Annotated in this window: 15 protein-coding genes; 7 read left to right on the plus strand and 8 right to left on the minus strand. The window is 67.8% G+C overall.

The window, feature by feature from the left end:
- Positions 1-3: 3 nt before the first annotated feature.
- The 4 genes from KTR9_RS24105 to KTR9_RS24120 form a co-directional block, all read right to left on the minus strand.
- Positions 4-672: a response regulator transcription factor gene (locus KTR9_RS24105; RefSeq protein ID WP_014928563.1), complete on the minus strand. Its 669-nt coding sequence runs from the start codon at positions 670-672 to the stop codon at positions 4-6.
- Complete coding sequence (locus tag KTR9_RS24110; protein ID WP_014928564.1) at positions 669-2,252, minus strand: sensor histidine kinase; 1,584 nt, start codon at positions 2,250-2,252, stop codon at positions 669-671. The genes KTR9_RS24105 and KTR9_RS24110 overlap by 4 nt, the downstream gene beginning before the upstream one ends.
- A complete protein-coding gene (locus KTR9_RS24115) occupies positions 2,233-2,640 on the minus strand; it encodes a hypothetical protein (protein WP_238553994.1) in 408 nt (135 codons plus the stop codon). Before KTR9_RS24115 ends, KTR9_RS24110 begins: the two co-directional genes overlap by 20 nt.
- Positions 2,641-2,701: 61 nt before the next feature.
- On the minus strand, positions 2,702-3,805 hold the full coding sequence (locus tag KTR9_RS24120; protein ID WP_014928565.1) for an alpha/beta hydrolase: 1,104 nt from the start codon (positions 3,803-3,805) through the stop codon (positions 2,702-2,704).
- Between the two features lie 152 nt (positions 3,806-3,957).
- On the opposite strand from KTR9_RS24120, the gene KTR9_RS24125 reads away from it, so the two are divergent.
- A complete protein-coding gene (locus KTR9_RS24125) occupies positions 3,958-4,527 on the plus strand; it encodes a type 1 glutamine amidotransferase domain-containing protein (protein WP_010844475.1) in 570 nt (189 codons plus the stop codon).
- 19 nt (positions 4,528-4,546) lie between these two features.
- Here the strand turns inward: KTR9_RS24125 and KTR9_RS24130 are convergent, their stop codons facing one another.
- Together KTR9_RS24130 and KTR9_RS24135 are read right to left on the minus strand one after the other, a co-directional pair.
- Positions 4,547-5,158 (minus strand): maleylpyruvate isomerase family mycothiol-dependent enzyme, encoded by a 612-nt coding sequence (locus KTR9_RS24130; protein ID WP_014928566.1) that lies wholly within the window; start codon positions 5,156-5,158, stop codon positions 4,547-4,549.
- 3 nt (positions 5,159-5,161) lie between these two features.
- Positions 5,162-7,156 carry an OPT family oligopeptide transporter gene (locus KTR9_RS24135; protein WP_014928567.1) on the minus strand — a complete coding sequence of 665 codons (1,995 nt, stop codon included), beginning with the start codon at positions 7,154-7,156 and terminating at the stop codon, positions 5,162-5,164.
- Between the two features lie 253 nt (positions 7,157-7,409).
- Here KTR9_RS24135 and KTR9_RS24140 point away from each other — a divergent pair, with 253 nt between their 5' ends.
- Positions 7,410-8,054 (plus strand): TetR/AcrR family transcriptional regulator, encoded by a 645-nt coding sequence (locus tag KTR9_RS24140; protein WP_014928568.1) that lies wholly within the window; start codon positions 7,410-7,412, stop codon positions 8,052-8,054.
- 34 nt (positions 8,055-8,088) lie between these two features.
- Here the strand turns inward: KTR9_RS24140 and KTR9_RS24145 are convergent, their stop codons facing one another.
- Entirely contained in the window at positions 8,089-9,690 is a 1,602-nt protein-coding gene (locus KTR9_RS24145) for a GMC oxidoreductase (RefSeq protein ID WP_044507403.1), read from the minus strand.
- A 446-nt stretch (positions 9,691-10,136) separates the two neighbouring features.
- On the opposite strand from KTR9_RS24145, the gene KTR9_RS24150 reads away from it, so the two are divergent.
- Positions 10,137-10,973 carry an SDR family oxidoreductase gene (locus KTR9_RS24150; RefSeq protein ID WP_014928570.1) on the plus strand — a complete coding sequence of 279 codons (837 nt, stop codon included), beginning with the start codon at positions 10,137-10,139 and terminating at the stop codon, positions 10,971-10,973.
- Between the two features lie 21 nt (positions 10,974-10,994).
- Here KTR9_RS24150 and KTR9_RS24155 read toward each other — a convergent pair whose 3' ends face one another.
- Entirely contained in the window at positions 10,995-11,423 is a 429-nt protein-coding gene (locus KTR9_RS24155; protein ID WP_010844482.1) for a DUF5313 domain-containing protein, read from the minus strand.
- 55 nt (positions 11,424-11,478) lie between these two features.
- Between KTR9_RS24155 and KTR9_RS24160 the strand changes: the two genes are divergently transcribed.
- The 4 genes from KTR9_RS24160 (at position 11,479) to KTR9_RS24175 (ending at position 16,205) form a co-directional block, all read left to right on the plus strand.
- A complete protein-coding gene (locus KTR9_RS24160; protein WP_014928571.1) occupies positions 11,479-12,003 on the plus strand; it encodes a MarR family winged helix-turn-helix transcriptional regulator in 525 nt (174 codons plus the stop codon).
- Positions 12,004-12,034: 31 nt separating this feature from the next.
- Positions 12,035-13,213 (plus strand): CaiB/BaiF CoA transferase family protein, encoded by a 1,179-nt coding sequence (locus KTR9_RS24165; RefSeq protein ID WP_014928572.1) that lies wholly within the window; start codon positions 12,035-12,037, stop codon positions 13,211-13,213.
- Between the two features lie 73 nt (positions 13,214-13,286).
- On the plus strand, positions 13,287-14,819 hold the full coding sequence (locus KTR9_RS24170) for a catalase (protein WP_010844485.1): 1,533 nt from the start codon (positions 13,287-13,289) through the stop codon (positions 14,817-14,819).
- 96 nt (positions 14,820-14,915) lie between these two features.
- Positions 14,916-16,205, plus strand: a complete 1,290-nt coding sequence (locus tag KTR9_RS24175) for a competence/damage-inducible protein A (RefSeq protein WP_014928573.1) — start codon at positions 14,916-14,918, stop codon at positions 16,203-16,205.
- Positions 16,206-16,407: the final 202 nt, after the last annotated feature.

Genomic DNA, 16,407 nt, shown 5'->3' on the forward strand with positions numbered 1-16,407 from the left:
CGCCTAGTCGACTGCGCGAAGCCGATATCCCATGCCGCGCACCGTCTCCAGTCGATGCGAGCCGATCTTGTTCCGGAGCGCCCGCACATAGACGTCGACGACGTTCGAGGCCGGGTCGAAGTCGTAACCCCAGACGTGGCCGAGGATCTGCTCGCGGGACAGCACCTGATCGGGGTGCCGGAGAAACACCTCCAGCAGTGCGAATTCGCGCGCGGTGAGATCGATCGTGTCCGTGCCCACCCGCGCCCGCCGCGACTTCAGATCCAACCGCAGATCCCCGGCGGCCAACAGGTTCTCCGACGCGACGGCCGAGTCGTCGACGAGCCGGAGCCGGATTCGGGCGAGCAGTTCGGCGAATTGGAAGGGCTTGGTCATGTAGTCGTTGGCCCCGCCTTCGAGCCCACTCACCGTGTCGCTCACGCTGTCTCGGGCGGTGAGCACGACCACCGGCGTCGTGATCCCCTCGCCTCGCATGCAGTACAGCACGTCGAACCCGTCCATCGACGGCAGACCGATGTCGAGGACGACCATGTCGAAACCGCCGCCGCGCACGGCTTCGAGCGCCGACAGTCCGTCGGACACGTGCTCGGTGCTGTATCCCGCCGCACGCAAGCCGTTGCCGATGAACGAGGCGATCCTCGCGTCGTCTTCGGCGATCAGAACACGGCTCATCGCCGTTCTCCTTCTCCTGGCGCCGACGGCGCCGCGCCGGCGTACGAGTTGTCGGGGGCCGGGACGTCGATGCCGAACGTCGCACCGTGACCCGGGATGCTTCGCACCCAGGCAACGCCATGATGGGCGTCGGCGATGGCACGCACGATCGCCAGACCCAGGCCGGCGCCGGCCGAGTGCTCCGGTGCCGACGCGCTCCGGCCGCGCTGGAAACGTTCGAAGATCCGCGCCGCGTCCTCCTGCTCGATGCCCGGACCGTCATCGGTGATCCAGATCGACAGGTGGCGTTGCGTGCCAGCACCGGCGAACCGTGACCCCAGCTGGATCACGGAGCCGTCGTGGGTGTGGCGGACCGCGTTCGACGCGTATTGCAGCATCGCCTGGGTGATCCGCTCGTGGTCGACGATGCACGTCCCCTCGGCAACCTCCATGAGCAACCACTCCCGATCACCGAGCGGCTGGACCTTCGACTCGATGTCGAGCATCAGCTGAGCCGCATCAGCCGTCCTGGCAACCACGAAGTCGGGTTGCTCGGATTTCGCCAACAGCAGCAGGTCCCCGACGATGCGCCCCATGCGACCCAGCTCGCTGTCGACGAGGTCGAGCGTCTTGCGTCGTTCCTCCGGATCATCGGGCAACAGCTCGAGATGACCGCGCACGACCGTGATGGGTGTGCGCAGTTCGTGGCCGGCGTCGTCGACGAACTGACGCTGCGTCGTGTAGGCGTCCTCGATGCGGTCGAGCATCGCGTTGAACGTCTGCGCCAGCGCGGCCACGTCATCACGTCCGATGACCGGCACGCGTGCGGTGAGGTCGTTCTCACTGATCTCCGCGGCGACCACCCGCACGCTGCGCACCGGCGCCAGAATCCGGCCGGCGACCAGGTAGGCGACACCGGTGGTGACGATCATGCCGGCCAGGCCGACGATCGCGAGGACCCGCATCGTGCGGTCCACCAACTCCCTCCCGGGATCGGTGTAGATGCCGACGATGAACGTCCCCGGCTGCGCCGCCGCCGGGTCGGCCGGGGACGCACCGACCGGCTCCAGATCGACCTTCCCCCAGCGGATCTCACCGTGGTCGGTCATCAGCACACCGGCCGGACCGGTCTGGGCTCGCAGCTCGTCGAGCACCCGGGGTCCCTCGCCCGCAGCCGGCCATGCATTACCCGGCAGTTCCAGGATCTCGGTGTCACCGACGACACCGGCCATGACCTCGCCCTGCCCGGCAGACTGCCGGGACAGGAACACCTCGAGCAGCCGTGACACCGAGGTGAACGGTTCGGTGGTCGTCGGGTCGACCCCCTCGGCCGCGAACGTCCGGAACTCGCTGGCCTCCTGCGCGACGTCATGATTGGCCCGGCTGTCGACGTCGCGGAGCAGCAGGTTGCGGGTCACCACGAACACCACCGCCAGCAGCAGGAACGTGGTGAGCATGATCCAGGCCGTGATACGCCAGCGCGCCGAGAGCGCGGGGCGCTGTCGCACACCCACGCTCTCGGCTGTTCTCGGCCCGCTCGCTCCGCTCCCGGCGCCGGCTGATCTCGGCCCGTCGGCGTCGTCAGTCGTCCTGGTCGTCATCGATGCCATCGTCCCAGTCGTCGCCCTGGTCGTCGCTCTGGTCATCCCGGTTGTCGTCCTGATCGTCCCAGCCGCCGCGATCGTCGTCGCAGTCGTCGTCGCGGTCGACCGCCCGGACGTCGCACCAGTCATCGTCGTCGGAGTTCAGATTCGGCGGGACGGCCCGCTGGACCGGCGCACCGGCCGGGATCTGCGGAACGGGCGCAGGGGCCGGTGGGGTCTGGGCCTTGGGCGCCGCGGTCTGGGCCGTCTGCGACGCGACATCGACCGGCACCGCGTCGGACGCCAGGTCGGGCTCGGGCGAACGGATGAGGAAGAAGCTGGCGGTCACGACAGCGACCGCGAGCGCACCGAGAGCGAGGGTGGCGAGTACTCGTGAGATCTTCATGCCGACGACTCTGTCGGACTCCGGTGAGCCGCCCATGAGTCGTAGATGAAGGTTTTTTCATCTACGGGTCGCGGCGGTCCAGTCCGTTCAGGAACTCGTCGATCCGCGGCCAGGTGTACTCGACCGCGGCGGACCCGGCGATCAGCCCGAGATGACTGGTCTCGACGGTGGTGAAGTCCACGTGCGGCGACCCCGCCAGGAGTTCGACCCCGTGATGGGCCGCCGCCCAGCTGACGATCGCGTCCCGGTGACTGCCGAACAGCGCGACCGGTACCGCGACCTCGGCGAGATCGACGACGCGGCCGTCGAAGTCGAGCACGCCCTCGGCCAGCTCGCCGCGCATGATGAAGTTCTCCCACATCTGCTCGGACACCTTGCCCGGGTAGCCGGGCATCGTCTCCTGGAACCGGTCGATGGCCTTCATCCGCGCGAGGGCGTCGGTGTCGTCGGCGTTGCGCAGGATGTACCCGGGCTTCTTCAGTTCGCGCTGCCACGCCGTACCTCGGTAGGCGAGGCGCACCAGCGGCGCGGGAATCCCGCCGAGTGCGCGCAGGACCAGCTTCACCGGTGTCGCACCGACGGGCCGCATCACGTTCTTCACCAGCGGATAGGGCGGGACCTTGGCGTAATCGAGCGGAGTCCCGACCGCGACCACCGAGGCCAGCGGCAGATCCGGGTTCGCGGCCGCGGTCAGCAGGGCGATTGTCCCGCCGATGCTCCAGGCCAGCACGTCGACGTCGGCGGTACCCGACGGCGAGCCGGACTCACGCCGGTCGTCGGTGCCGTAGAAGTCCGCGACCGTCGCGGCGACGGCCCCGGGGACGATGTCGTCGAAGAAGTCGGCGAACCCCAGGTGACGGTCGGCGCGGGTCATGTCGCCGAAGTCGAGCACGTAGGGGACCCGGCCGGTCGACAGCAGGAACTGCACCACGGACAGTCCCTCGGCGAGGTCGTAGCACGCCGTCGACACCGCGAGCGGCGGGATCAGCAGCACCGGCCGGCGTCCGGTGCCGACGGCCGCGACCACCTCGTCGTCGCTGCCGTACCGCCGCAGTGTGCGATGCGGCCCGTCGGCGATGAGCGTGTGCGGGGTCTCGTGCGACTCACCGATCTGTCCGCCGCGCGCCAGATGAACCAGCGTCGCGACGCCGTCGAAGCCTCCCACCACTACCTCCCAGTCGTCACCCGGGGACATTCAACACGCCCCGGTCGGGCCGGGTCCGGGCGGGGTACGACCGTTTGGTGCGGCACACCTGCGGGTATCGCACCTGACGAGGCACCGCTGCCCTAGGCGGTGCGCATAGGAGGTACACGAGCATGGCCGAAGAACTCAACGGCACCACGATCGCCTTCCTGGTCGCCTCGGAGGGCGCCGAGCAGGTCGAACTCACCGAGCCCTGGAAGTCGGTCGAGGCGTGCGGCGGAAAGCCCGTCCTGGTGTCCACCGACTCGGGGACCGTCCAGGCGTTCAACCACCTCGACAAGGCCGACACCTTTCCGGTCGACCTCACCCTCGAGGACGCTCGGGTGATGGATTTCGACGCGCTGGTCCTGCCCGGCGGTGTCGCGAACCCCGACTTCCTGCGTACTTCGGAACCCGCCGTGCGATTCGTGCGCAGCTTCTTCGACGCGGGCAAGCCGGTGGCGGCCATCTGCCATGCGCCCTGGACCCTCATCGAGGCCGACGTGGTCCGCGGGCGGACGCTCACGTCCTTCCCGAGCGTGCGGACCGACGTGATCAATGCCGGCGGCACCTGGGTCGACGAGGAGGTCGTGACGTGTCGAGACGGTGACAACGTTCTGATCACCAGTCGCAAACCCGACGACCTGGCAGCGTTCAACGCCGCGATCGTGGCCGAAGTCGCCCACAGCAACGTCGCGAGCTGACTTCCCGCGCGGAGGAGCCTCAGACCACGGACACCGGCGCCGACTCCCGGCCGGTCAGGGTGAGCAGCACCTGCTCGCCCTGGCCGGTGAGTGCTGCCGTCGCCACTGCGGTCGACAGGGCCGAGGCGAGCACCGACGCCGGTAGCGGGAGATCCGCTCCGATCGCGCGGGAGATGTCGAGGCCGTGCACCGCGAGTTCGAAGGTCCGGGTCGGCAGGTAGTCCGACAGCATGATGCCGCCGAACGGCGTCGTCAGCGGACGATCATCCGCTCCCGCAAGGACTTCGACGGCCTGCGCCCGACGTTCCCGCACCCCGGTTCGCGGATCGTCTCCCAGTGCCAGGCCGGCGTCGACTCCGCGCCGGCGGACCTCGGCGGGGTCGCCGTAGCCGCGGATGGAAGCGAAATACTCTGCGGTGGAATGCAACTCGACATCCGAGCTCGGCTCGGCAAGGTAGCTGACGACGGTGGTCAGCGATCGACTCGCGTGCCCCACCAGCGATCGCAGCGACCACTCGCCGAGTCCGGGACCGTCCCACATGTCGTCGTCGATCAGGTCGACCACTTGCGTCAGATGCTCGGCTCCGGCCGTGAAGTCGTCGATCGCGCGCGGCAGTGCCCCCTCGCTCATCCCTCAGTCCTTCGTGCCGGTGGTCGTCGGCGACTCTGCTGAGCTCGCGATCGCGATCTTGCGGACCCGGTCGTAGAGGAAGGCGATCGTCGCGGCGAAGACGATGACGCCGAGGATCTGTGCCCATCGCTCGAACCCGTCTCCGACGATCGCCAGTGCCGAGTCGTCGCCGGTCGCCGCGACGATCCCGGCGAAGACCACGCCGAAGAGCGCCTCGCCGACGATCAGACCGGTGGCCAGCAGAACGCCCATCCGCTTCTTGTGTTCAACCGCGCCGCCACTGCGTTCGGCCCACCGGTTGTAGAAGTGGCCGATGAACGCACCGATCGGGATGACCAGGACCACCGACATCGGCAGGTACATGCCCATGCCGACGGCCAGCGGCGGCAAGCGGAATCGCCCTGCGCGGCCGAGGAGTTCGTCGATCACGATCACCACGGCGCCGATCAGCGCCCCGATACCGATGAGTCCCCAGTTCAGGTCCGCCCCCAGCACGCCCTGCGCGAGGGTCGTCAGCAGGCCGGCCTGCGGTGCCGCGAGCGCGTCCTCGGTCGCTCCCGGCGCACCGACGAACCCGAAGGCCTCGTACATCAGCTGCAGGATCGGCGGGATCACGGCGGACCCGAACAGCACACCGATGATCAGGGCCACCTGCTGTTTCCACGGGGTCGCCCCGACGAGCTGACCGGTCTTGAGGTCCTGCAGGTTGTCGTTGGAGATGGTCGCGACACCGAAGACGACCGCGGCGGTGAACAGCGTGTAGGCGATGAGCGCGTCGGTCTGCGAGGCGTCCGCGGGCCCGAAGGTCAGCTTGACGAGCAGCGCGGCGATGAGGACCACCAGGATGCCGACACCGGAGATCGGGCTGTTCGACGACCCGATGAGGCCCGCCATGTAACCGCACACCGAGGCGACGGCAAGTCCGATGACGAACACGAACACGATGCTGACCGCGATGATCCCGGTCGCATTGCCCTCCAGGACCGTGTCGTGGACGAAGTTCCACAGCAGGAACCCGATCGGGACGAGCAGCACGAGGATGCTGCCGCCGACGATGTTGATCGGCATGTCCCGCTCGGTGATGTCCACCGTCACCCCCTCACGGCGCGATCGGGAGGAGACCATGGCCGCCCTGATCCCACGCACGATCGGACCGATGACCTTGATCAGGGTCCAGATGGCCGCGATGGCGATCGCCCCGGCACCGATGAGCCGCACGTCATTGGCGAAGATCTCACCGACCGCATCGCCGAGATCCTCTCCCGCCGTGCGCCCCTGGGTCTCGATTGGCAGCAGCACGACGTAGGAGATCACCACCCCGACGAGCATGGCGATGCCCACGGTCACCCCGACGAGGTGGCCGATGCCGATCAGCGACATCGACAGACCGGCACTGAACAGCGTTCCGCCCGTGCCGATCTTGATCGTCGTCGAGATCGAGTCGGAGAGCAGCTTCAGTTTGGTGAGCAACGCGAAGGCGGCCGACGCGACCGAGCCGAGAACGATCGTGCGCAGGCCCGCCTTGTTCTCGGTGGCACCGCCCGCGGAGTCGCCGACCTTCAGGACCTCGGCCGCCGCAACACCTTCGGGATAGGGCAGGTCGGATCCGGTGACCAGCGCGCGACGCAGCGGGATGGAGTACATGACGCCCAGGATTCCGCCGATCGCGCAGACCGCCATCGTGATCCAGTACGGGAAGCCCGTCCACCACCCGATGATGACCAGACCGGGGATGACGAAGATGATCGCCGACAGCGTCCCCGCCGCGGACGCGATGGTCTGGACGATGTTGTTCTCCACCACCGAGTGGTTCGCGAAGTACCGGAGGATGCTCATCGAGATGACGGCCGCCGGGATCGCGGTGGCGAAGGTGAGGCCGACCTTGAGTCCGAGATAGACGTTGGCTGCGGTGAAGACCAGCGTGATGATCCCGCCGAGGACGGCTCCTCGAAGCGTCAGTTCCCTCAGGTTCGCCGTGGCCGGAGGCGCAGTGGCCATCGTGTCCCTCCCAACAGTCGGGTCCTGCGACCGATGGTCGTTCGGACGGTGGATCATCATCCGGGCGTTCGTCGATTCACCTTAGGTCCGGGTGTCCACTCGCGCAGGGGCTTCCCATGTAGGCGGAGGTCGGTTCGCGCGTCGAGCCGAGGCACGATCCGGCCGGCCTGTCCGCAATGCCTGTTTCCCGCGCTCGACCGGACGGCCGGGCCTCCCGCCGTTTCATCGTGCTCCGGTAGGGCATCATCTAGTCATGGGCGAAGGCAAGACGGAGCAGTCTGCCCGCACTCGTGCGCTGCTGATCGGCTCGGCCGAGAAGCTGATCGCCCTCAACGGCGTGGCAGCCGTGTCGAACCGCCAGATCAGCAAGGCGGCCGGTCAGGGCAACAACTACGCCGTCGGCCACCACTTCGGTTCCAAGGACGATCTTCTCCGCGCCACGCTCACCTCGCACAACGTCCCGATCGAACGCCTCCGCCGCAAGTGTCTGGCGGAGGTCGGACCCGACCCGGGGGTCCGCGACTGGCTCGGCTGCCTCGTCGGGCCGGAGGTCGAGTATCTGGCGCAACTCGGTGCACCCAGTTACTTCGCGCGGTTCTTCGCCCAGGTGTCGAGTGACCCGTCCGCGACAGTCCTGCTCTACGAGGAGACGGCGAGATCGGAAGCCCTCATGACGATTCTCGACCGCTTCTACGGCAGCTTGCCGACCTTCCCCGACGACGTGCTCGCGGTACGCAACAACCTGACGCGCCACATGATCGTCAACGCGCTGGCCGACATCGAGCGGGCAGCTGAGGTACCGGCGCCGGGAGCGGCACCCCAGACCTGGCAACATCAGCGCGATCTCGTCGTCGACGCGCTCACCGGCATGTGGCTCGCGCCGGTCACCCCACCGTGATCGACGGGTTCGTCCGCCCTCCCGTCGTCACGGCTCAGATCACCGTGCCGACGTCCTCGGCGACGATCCGGTCGAGTGCACGCTCGGCCACCGCGGCGATGGTCATCGAGGGATTGCACGCCGCGGTGTTGCCGGGCATCAGTGCGCCGTCGATCACGTAGAGCCCGCGCTGGCCCTCGACCCGTCCCTCGAGGTCGCAGACCGTGCCCATGTTGGCCCCGCCCAGTGCGTGCCAGGTCGACGGGAACACCGCGTTGGTGTCGGTGAGGATGGCGTCCGGCCCGGCGATCCGCCGAACCGTTCGGTCGATGTGCTTGGTCTGGATCTCCGAGTCACCCTCGTGCGGCCAGCGGATCAACGCATCCCCGATCGTCGAGTCGTAGGAGATGACACCGCGACCCGAGCTCACTCCGAAGCCGACCATCATCGTCGTGCCGGTGTAGACGGGCAGCGGCGGAAGGGATGCCTGGATGACGGTGAACGCACTTTTCGGGTCACTCCAGTTGGGACTGCCGAAGACGACCGGACCGCCCTGCACCGTCCCGAAGTCGATGCTGGGGCTGGTCCAGGTGTAGATCCGGTCGGCGTTGGTGCCCCACCCGTGCCCCAGACCATCCGGCAGGTCCGGCACGGTGCCCGTCGCGCGTGCCTTCACCAGCAACTTGGTGGTGTTCACACTTCCCGCGGACATGATGAGGGTCCGTGTGATCAATTCCTTGTGTTCCACCACTTTTCCGGACTCGTCGGTGCGTTCGACCTCGAGGGACCAGCGGCCGTCGGGTCGGCGGGAGACCTGCCGAACCGTGTGCAGGGTGCGGACCTGCACGCGCCCGGTCGCCTCGGCCTGACGGATGTAGGTGACGTCGACGCTGTGCTTGCCACCGTTGTTCACGCCGATGGCGCCGTCGCCGTTGGTGTACGCGGGCTTCATCTCGCCGCGCAGTTCGGCTGCGGCATAACCCCAGTCGATCGGCATCGGGATCTTCTGCAGCGGAAGGCCCTCGGCCCTGACCCTCTTGGCGAACTGTCGCGGTGCCAGATATTGGGGAGAACGGACCACCGAGTCGGGCGCCACCGCGATCTTCAGCATCCGCGCGACCCTCGGGTAATGCACCCGGTTCAGCAGTTGCCAGTCGAGCGCGTCGGGAAAGTGCTCGTTGAACACCGCTTCGCTCGGTTGCAGGGTCATGCCCTGGTAGACAAGCGAACCGCCGCCGAGTCCGGCCGGGCACAGTGCGGTCATGTTGGCGCCGGCGACCGACTCGAACAGTCCCACATAGGGTTCGACGCTCAACGGCTTGCCGAAGAGATTCGGGGTCGACTCGTGCCACAACATCCGCTTGTCCGGACTGGACGCACGCGGGAACGTCTCCGAGTTCGGACCCGTCGACCACCGTCGGCCCCGCTCGAGCAGCAGGACCGGCACACCGGCCTGCGCGAGGCGAAGCGCCGCGACGCCACCGCCGAAACCCGAGCCGGCGATCACCACCCGATGCTCCTCGCGTGTCCGCCGAATTCGCCGCGAGGGATCAGCCGACGCCGGACCGGCGCCGGCGACGACGGTTGTCGCCGCGCCCGCCGCGGTCATCGCCGCCGCTCGGAGGAAGGTACGTCTCGTCGGTGACACCCCGGTCATGGTTCTCCTGTCGTCGGTGCGCGAGAAAGCCCTCGACGCATGGCATTTCGTTGATCTCGAGAGACGGGGAGACCGGTTGCGGGGTCGGGGACTCCGCGGAGGACGTGCCGGGGCGTGGCCGTCGGGACACAGGATTTGCCATGACCGTCTGCTGTGTCAAGCGCAACTTCGGTGAGCAGCAGTGATCTGGGCCATGGCCAACGTAACCCTTGACAACCCCATCAGTCATGTGACTGAATCGTCCCCGGGCGTGGATGGAGCGGCGATCGGATGTCGCGGATGATTCGCGGGCATGGTTGCGGCGGAGTACTTCTCGCGTGGACCGGGGTCAGGACCGCTTGCACGGTACCGACGAGCAAGGGAGAGGAACAGGGTATTCGCCGAGCGGGCGGCGGGGACCAGCGTTGTTAGGATGGCGCGACCATTTGTCGCGGCCGGGGAGCTCCATGTCTGATCATCTGCAGGGCAAGACCATCATCATCACCGGCGCCGGAGGCGGTTTCGGCAAGGTCATCGCGGAGATGTGCGCGGCGCAGGGCGCCAACATCGTCGGTGTCGACATCGACGATGCCGGACTCACCGGAGCCGTCGAGGGCATCGTTGCCGCGGGCGGATCGGCTGTCGCACACCTCGCCGATGTCACCGACATGGACCAGATGAAGGGCGCCGCGGCGGTGGCGGTGGATCGCTTCGGCGCGATCGACGTGATCGTCAACAATGCCGGCGTCATGCCGCTGGCGTTCTTCGCCGACCACGCACGGGCCTGGGAGAAGTGGCACAAGGCCATCGACATCAACATCAAGGGCGTCGTGAACGGCATCTCCGCCGTGTACGACCAGATGATCGCGCAGGGTCGCGGTCAGGTGGTGAACATCGCGTCGATCTACGGCAACGGCGGCTTCGAGGGCTCGGGGGTCTACAGCGCGACCAAGGCGGCGGTGACGATGCTGTCGGACTCGTTGCGCATCGAGGCGAAGGGCAAGATCAAGGTCACGACGGTCAAACCCACCGGCGTCGCCGGCACCAACCTGGCGAGCTGGATCGTCAACGACCGCGCGATCCGCGGAATCGTCGGACAGCGCGCCGCGTCGTATCGCGAGCACATCACCGAGTTGATGCAGGGCACGCTTCCCGCGGAACTCACCGACGTCGACTCGGTGAAGTACTGGCTCATCACCCCCGAGGATCTCGCACGGGCGGTCGTGCACGTCATCGACCAGCCGTGGGGGATCAGCCTGTCGGACGTGACGGTGCGGGCCAGTGGCGAGGACTACCTGTACTGAGTCCGGAACCGGGCGGGACGGTCAACCTGTCGGGCCGGGTCGCCGGCGCTCGCCCCGGTACTTGCGGTGGTACTCGTCGTAGAGGTCGGAGTTCTTCTCCCGCTCGAGCTTGTTGACCAGATCGGGATCGAGGCCGTGCTGGACCAGCCGGTGACGCCGGTACACCCGGTTCAGCGCGATCGAGAAGAACAGGTAGGCCAGCAGGATCGGCATGGTCATCGTGATCCGGACACCCCAGTCGGCGGGGACGAAGAGCATCGGGATCAGCACGACGATGCAGGGCACCGCCCAGCGGACCACCATCCGGACCGAGGCACCGGGACCGGCCAGATCGTGGGCCACCCAGTCGAGCATCGACTTCGGCAGACGCGCCCAGTAGGCGTACTTCACGTACTCCCAGGGATTCGGCTTGGTGCGCTGTGAGGTGGCCACCTCTCGATCGTGCACCACGTGCGGTCGTCGTCCGACGTCGCCTCCCCCACATCCGCTGGGTAATCTGACCCGCATGGGTTCGGAGATGACCGCGTCGGCCGACGACCCCGCCGGTCCGGATCCCGTCAGTCCGGGTCCCATCAGCCCGGATCCGATCAGCGGTCTCGAGGCCGAACTCGCCGACTTCTGGCGGCGGGGCCGGGTCCGCACTCGCCTGCGCGCCCGCGCCATCGATCCGCGGCTCGACCCGTCGTGCTACCCCCTCATCACCGTGCTGGCCCGGCACAATTCCATGCCGATGTCGGAGCTGGTCACCGCCGTCGGCATGGAGAAGTCGACGGTCACGCGTCAGATCGACGCGGTCGTGCGGCTCGGACTGGCCGAGCGGCACCCCGACCCGCGCGACGCGCGCGCCCGCGTGGTCACCCTCACCGACCATGGTCGCGAGCGCATCGACGCGGTACTCGCCTCCGCGGTCACCGACTGGCGCGCGCGACTCGCCCAGTGGGACCCCGACGACATCCGGACGCTCACCCACCTGCTGCACCGTCTCACCGAGGCCACCAACGACCTCGAGGACCGCGAGGGTTCTCGTTGACGCGCGTCACACCGTCGGCGATCCTTGGCCGGTGACCCCGGACGAAGGACCGCTGCCCCTCGAAGGCATCACCGTGGTGGCGCTCGAGCAGGCCGTCGCCGCACCGCTGGCCACCCGGCATCTGGCCGACCTCGGCGCCCGGGTCATCAAGGTGGAACGGGTCGGCGACGGCGACTTCGCCAGGCATTACGACGCGGCGGTGCGCGGCGGAGTCGGTTCGCACTTCGTATGGCTCAACCGCGGCAAGGAGTCGGTCGCACTCGACCTCAAGACCGAGGCCGGACGCGACGCCATCCGAACCCTGACCGCTGGCGCAGACGTCTTCGTCCAGAATCTCGCCCCCGGCGCGGCCGGCCGGCTCGGTCTGAGCGCCGACGATCTGCGCGCGGACCATCCCGAACTCGTCGTCGTCGACATGTCCGGGTACGGCGACGCGGGACCGTATCGCGACCGCAAGGCCTACGACATGCTGGTCCAGGCCGAGGCCGGGCTCATCTCGGTGACCGGGACACCGGAGGAGATGGCGAAGACCGGCATCCCGTCCTCGGACATCGCCGCCGGAATGTACGCCCTCACCTCCGTGCTGTCGGCGCTGCTGCGACGGGCCACCACCGGACTCGGCGCCCGGGTCTCGGTGGCGATGTTCGACGCCACGGTCGAATGGATGGGCCACCCGATGTACCTGCGTCTCTACGGCGGCCGGCAGATCGCCCGCGCCGGTCTCGGACACGCGGCGATCGTGCCCTACGACAAGTACCCGACCCAGGACGGCGACATCCTGATCGGCGTGCAGAACGACCGTGGCTGGGACGCATTGACCCGCGTCGCCCTCGACCGCCCGGATCTCGCCGACGACCCCCGCTACCGCACCAACATCGACCGGGTCTCGCGACGAGCCGAGGTGGACGCGGTGATCAGCGCGGAGACCAAACGGTTCACCACCGACGAACTCGACCGACGTCTCGCCGAGGCGGGCATACCCGCCGCCGAGATCCGCGACCTCGAGGGTGTCGTCGACCATCCGCAGCTGAGCGAGCGCGGCCGCTGGCGCGAGGTGGACACCGAGGTCGGCCCGGTACGGGCGCTCCTGCCGCCGCTGACCTTCGACGACGTGGAACTGGCGATGGGCCCTGTCCCGGCACTCGGGCAGCACACCGAGGAGGTCTTGCGGGAATTCGGGATCGACGTCCCGCAGACCCCGTCAGCGTAGGATCGGCGGAACGGACCTGCAGCCCTCGGGTCCCGTTGTTCATGCACGGATACGACGACCTCTCGGAGGCGATATGTCCGACGATTCACTGTTCACCACCCGGGATTCGGGAGCACCGGCGGGGAGCGACGAACACTCCTTGACCGTCGGCGCCGGCGGCCCGATCGTCCTGCACGATCACTATCTGATCGAGCAGATGGCGCAGTTCAACCGCGAGCGGATCCCCGAGCGCCAGCCACATGCCAAGGGCAGCGGCGCCTTCGGCACATTCGAGACCACGCAGGACATTTCGGCATACACGTGTGCCGCCTTGTTCCAGCCGGGCGTGAAAACCGAGATGGTGGCGCGATTCTCGACGGTCGCAGGCGAGCGCGGAAGTCCGGACACCTGGCGTGACCCGCGCGGTTTCGCGCTGAAGTTCTACACGTCCGAAGGTATCTACGACATGGTCGGCAACAACACGCCGGTCTTCTTCGTCAAGGATCCGATGAAGTTCCAGCACTTCATCCGGTCGCAGAAACGCCGACAGGACAACAACCTTCGCGACCACGACATGCAGTGGGACTTCTGGACGCTCTCACCGGAGTCCGCACATCAGGTCACCTGGCTGATGGGTGACCGGGGAATCCCCAAGACCTGGCGCCACATGAACGGCTACACCTCCCACACCTATCTGTGGGTGAACGCCGAAGGCGTGAAGCACTGGGTGAAGTACCATTTCAAGTCCGATCAGGGCGTCGAGCATCTCACGCAGCACGAAGCCGACCAGATGGCCGCGGCCGACACCGATTTCCACACTCGGGACCTCTTCGAGAACATCGCCGCCGGCAACCATCCGAGCTGGACCCTCAAGGTGCAGCTCATGCCGTTCGACGACGCGGTGAGTTACCGGTTCAACCCGTTCGACCTGACCAAGGTCTGGCCACACGGCGACTACCCGCTCGTCGAGGTCGGCAAGATGACCCTCCACACGAATCCGGTGGATCACCACACGCAGATCGAGCAGGCGGCGTTCGAGCCCAACAACGTCGTGCCGGGTATCGGCTTCAGCCCCGACCGCATGCTGCTGGCGCGCGTGTTCTCCTACGCCGATGCCCACCGCCACCGGATCGGCGGCAACTACAAGCAGATCCCGGTGAACGCGCCGACCAACGAGGTCCACTCGTACTCCAAGGACGGCGCCATGCGGATCCACAACGTCACGGACCCGGTGTACGCCCCGAACTCGAAGGGCGGGCCGTCCGCGCTCTATCCCGGACAGGGCGAGCCGCAGTGGGCGGCCAACGGTGAGATCCTCCGCAGCGCCTACGTCGACCACCCCGAGGACGACGACTGGGGTCAGGCGGGCACGCTGGTCCGCGAGGTCTTCGACGACGAGCAGCGTGAACGCTTCGTGGACAACGTCGTCGGACACCTCCTCAACGGCGTCTCCGAACCGATCCTCCAGCGGGCCTTCGAGTACTGGCATCGCGTCGACCCCGACATCGGCGCGCGCATCAAGTCCGGGGTGACCGAGAAGCAGGACGAATCCGACCCCAAGAAGGACGACCAGGCCAACCCGGCCCGCTCGTCGATGCAGGAGAAGGCGAAGGCCGAGAAGGCCTGATCGTCACATCCTGTCCTCTCCGAACGCCGTGGAACGCGCCCTCTCGCCGAGGGCGCGTTCTGCGTCGGCGGCAGACACACCACTAGGCTCGAATCCGTGAGTGTGCGCGCAGGCATCGTGGTGACCGGAACCGAGGTCCTGACCGGCCGGATCGCCGACCAGAACGGACCCTGGCTGTCCGCGGAACTCCTCGAACTCGGGGTCGACGTCGCCCACATCACGATCTGCGGCGACCGACCCGACGACCTCACCGCTCAGTTGCGCTTTCTCGCCGAGCAACAGGTGGACCTCATCGTCACCAGCGGCGGGCTCGGTCCCACCGCCGACGACCTGACCGTCGCCACCGTCGCCGCGTTCTGCGGTCGCGAACTGCTCCTCGATCCCGGACTCGAGGAACACATCGCCGCGATCATCCAGCGCTGGCGCGGGGTCGGATTCGACGTCGATTCCGGTCCGACGCGCGCCGGTATCCGCAAACAGGCCCTGGTACCGGTCGGGGCTGCTCCGGTACCACCCACCGGCACCGCGCCGGGTGTCGTCATCCCCGCTGCCGCCGGTGTCCCGACGATCGTCGTCCTGCCCGGTCCACCCAGCGAGCTCCAGGCGATGTGGCCGACGGCGATCGCCTCCGCGGCCATCGCCGATGTCTTGTCCCGCGCCGACGATCTCCGTCAGGCGACCATCCGCGCCTACGGACTCCTCGAAGCCGAACTCGCCGAGACCCTCCGATCGGCGGAGACCTCGATCTCCTCGTTCGATCGACTCGAGATCACCACCTGCCTACGACGAGGCGAACTCGACATGGTGACCCGATTCGCCGCCGGGGACACCCCGGTCTACGACGCCCTGCTGGGTTTCCTCACCGAACACCATGGGCGGCAGATCTTCTCGACCGACGGTTCCACGATCGACGACCAGCTGGTGGCAGCGCTGGACGGGAAGCTGATCGCGACCGCGGAGTCCTGCACCGGTGGACTCGTCGCCGCCCGGCTGACCGATCGGCCCGGATCCTCGGCCTATGTGATGGGCGGCGTGGTCTCGTACTCCAACGACGCCAAATCCGACCTGCTCGACGTACCGACCGAGCTGATCGCCACGCATGGCGCCGTCAGCGTGGAGGTCGCGGCGGCGATGGCCGAAGGGGCTCTCACGCGATTCGGCACCGATGTCGCCGTGTCGACCACCGGCGTTGCCGGACCCGGTGGCGGCACCGAGGCCAAACCCGTCGGGACCGTGTGTTTCGGCGTGGCCCTCCGCGGCCGGCCCACCCTCACCGTCACCCGCAGGTTTCCCGGCGACCGCGAGCGTGTCCGGTCGCTGACCACCACCGCCGCACTGCATCTCGTCGTGCGTGCGCTCAACGAGACCGCCCCCTCCGCCCCGTGAGGCGCGAGGAGCGAAAGCAACCAGCCCCCTGCCCCCTGAAGGTGCGAGGAGCGAAAGCAACCAGCCCCCTGCCCCCTGAGGTGCGAGGAGCGACAGCACCAGCCCCCTGCCCCCTGAGGTGCGAGGAGCGAAAGCGACGAGCCTCGAAGGGCCCGCCGAGTCGAGAAACCTGTTTCCAGACCACAGTCGGTCAGTCAGACTG

Source organism: Gordonia sp. KTR9, from assembly GCF_000143885.2.
GTDB lineage: Bacteria > Actinomycetota > Actinomycetes > Mycobacteriales > Mycobacteriaceae > Gordonia.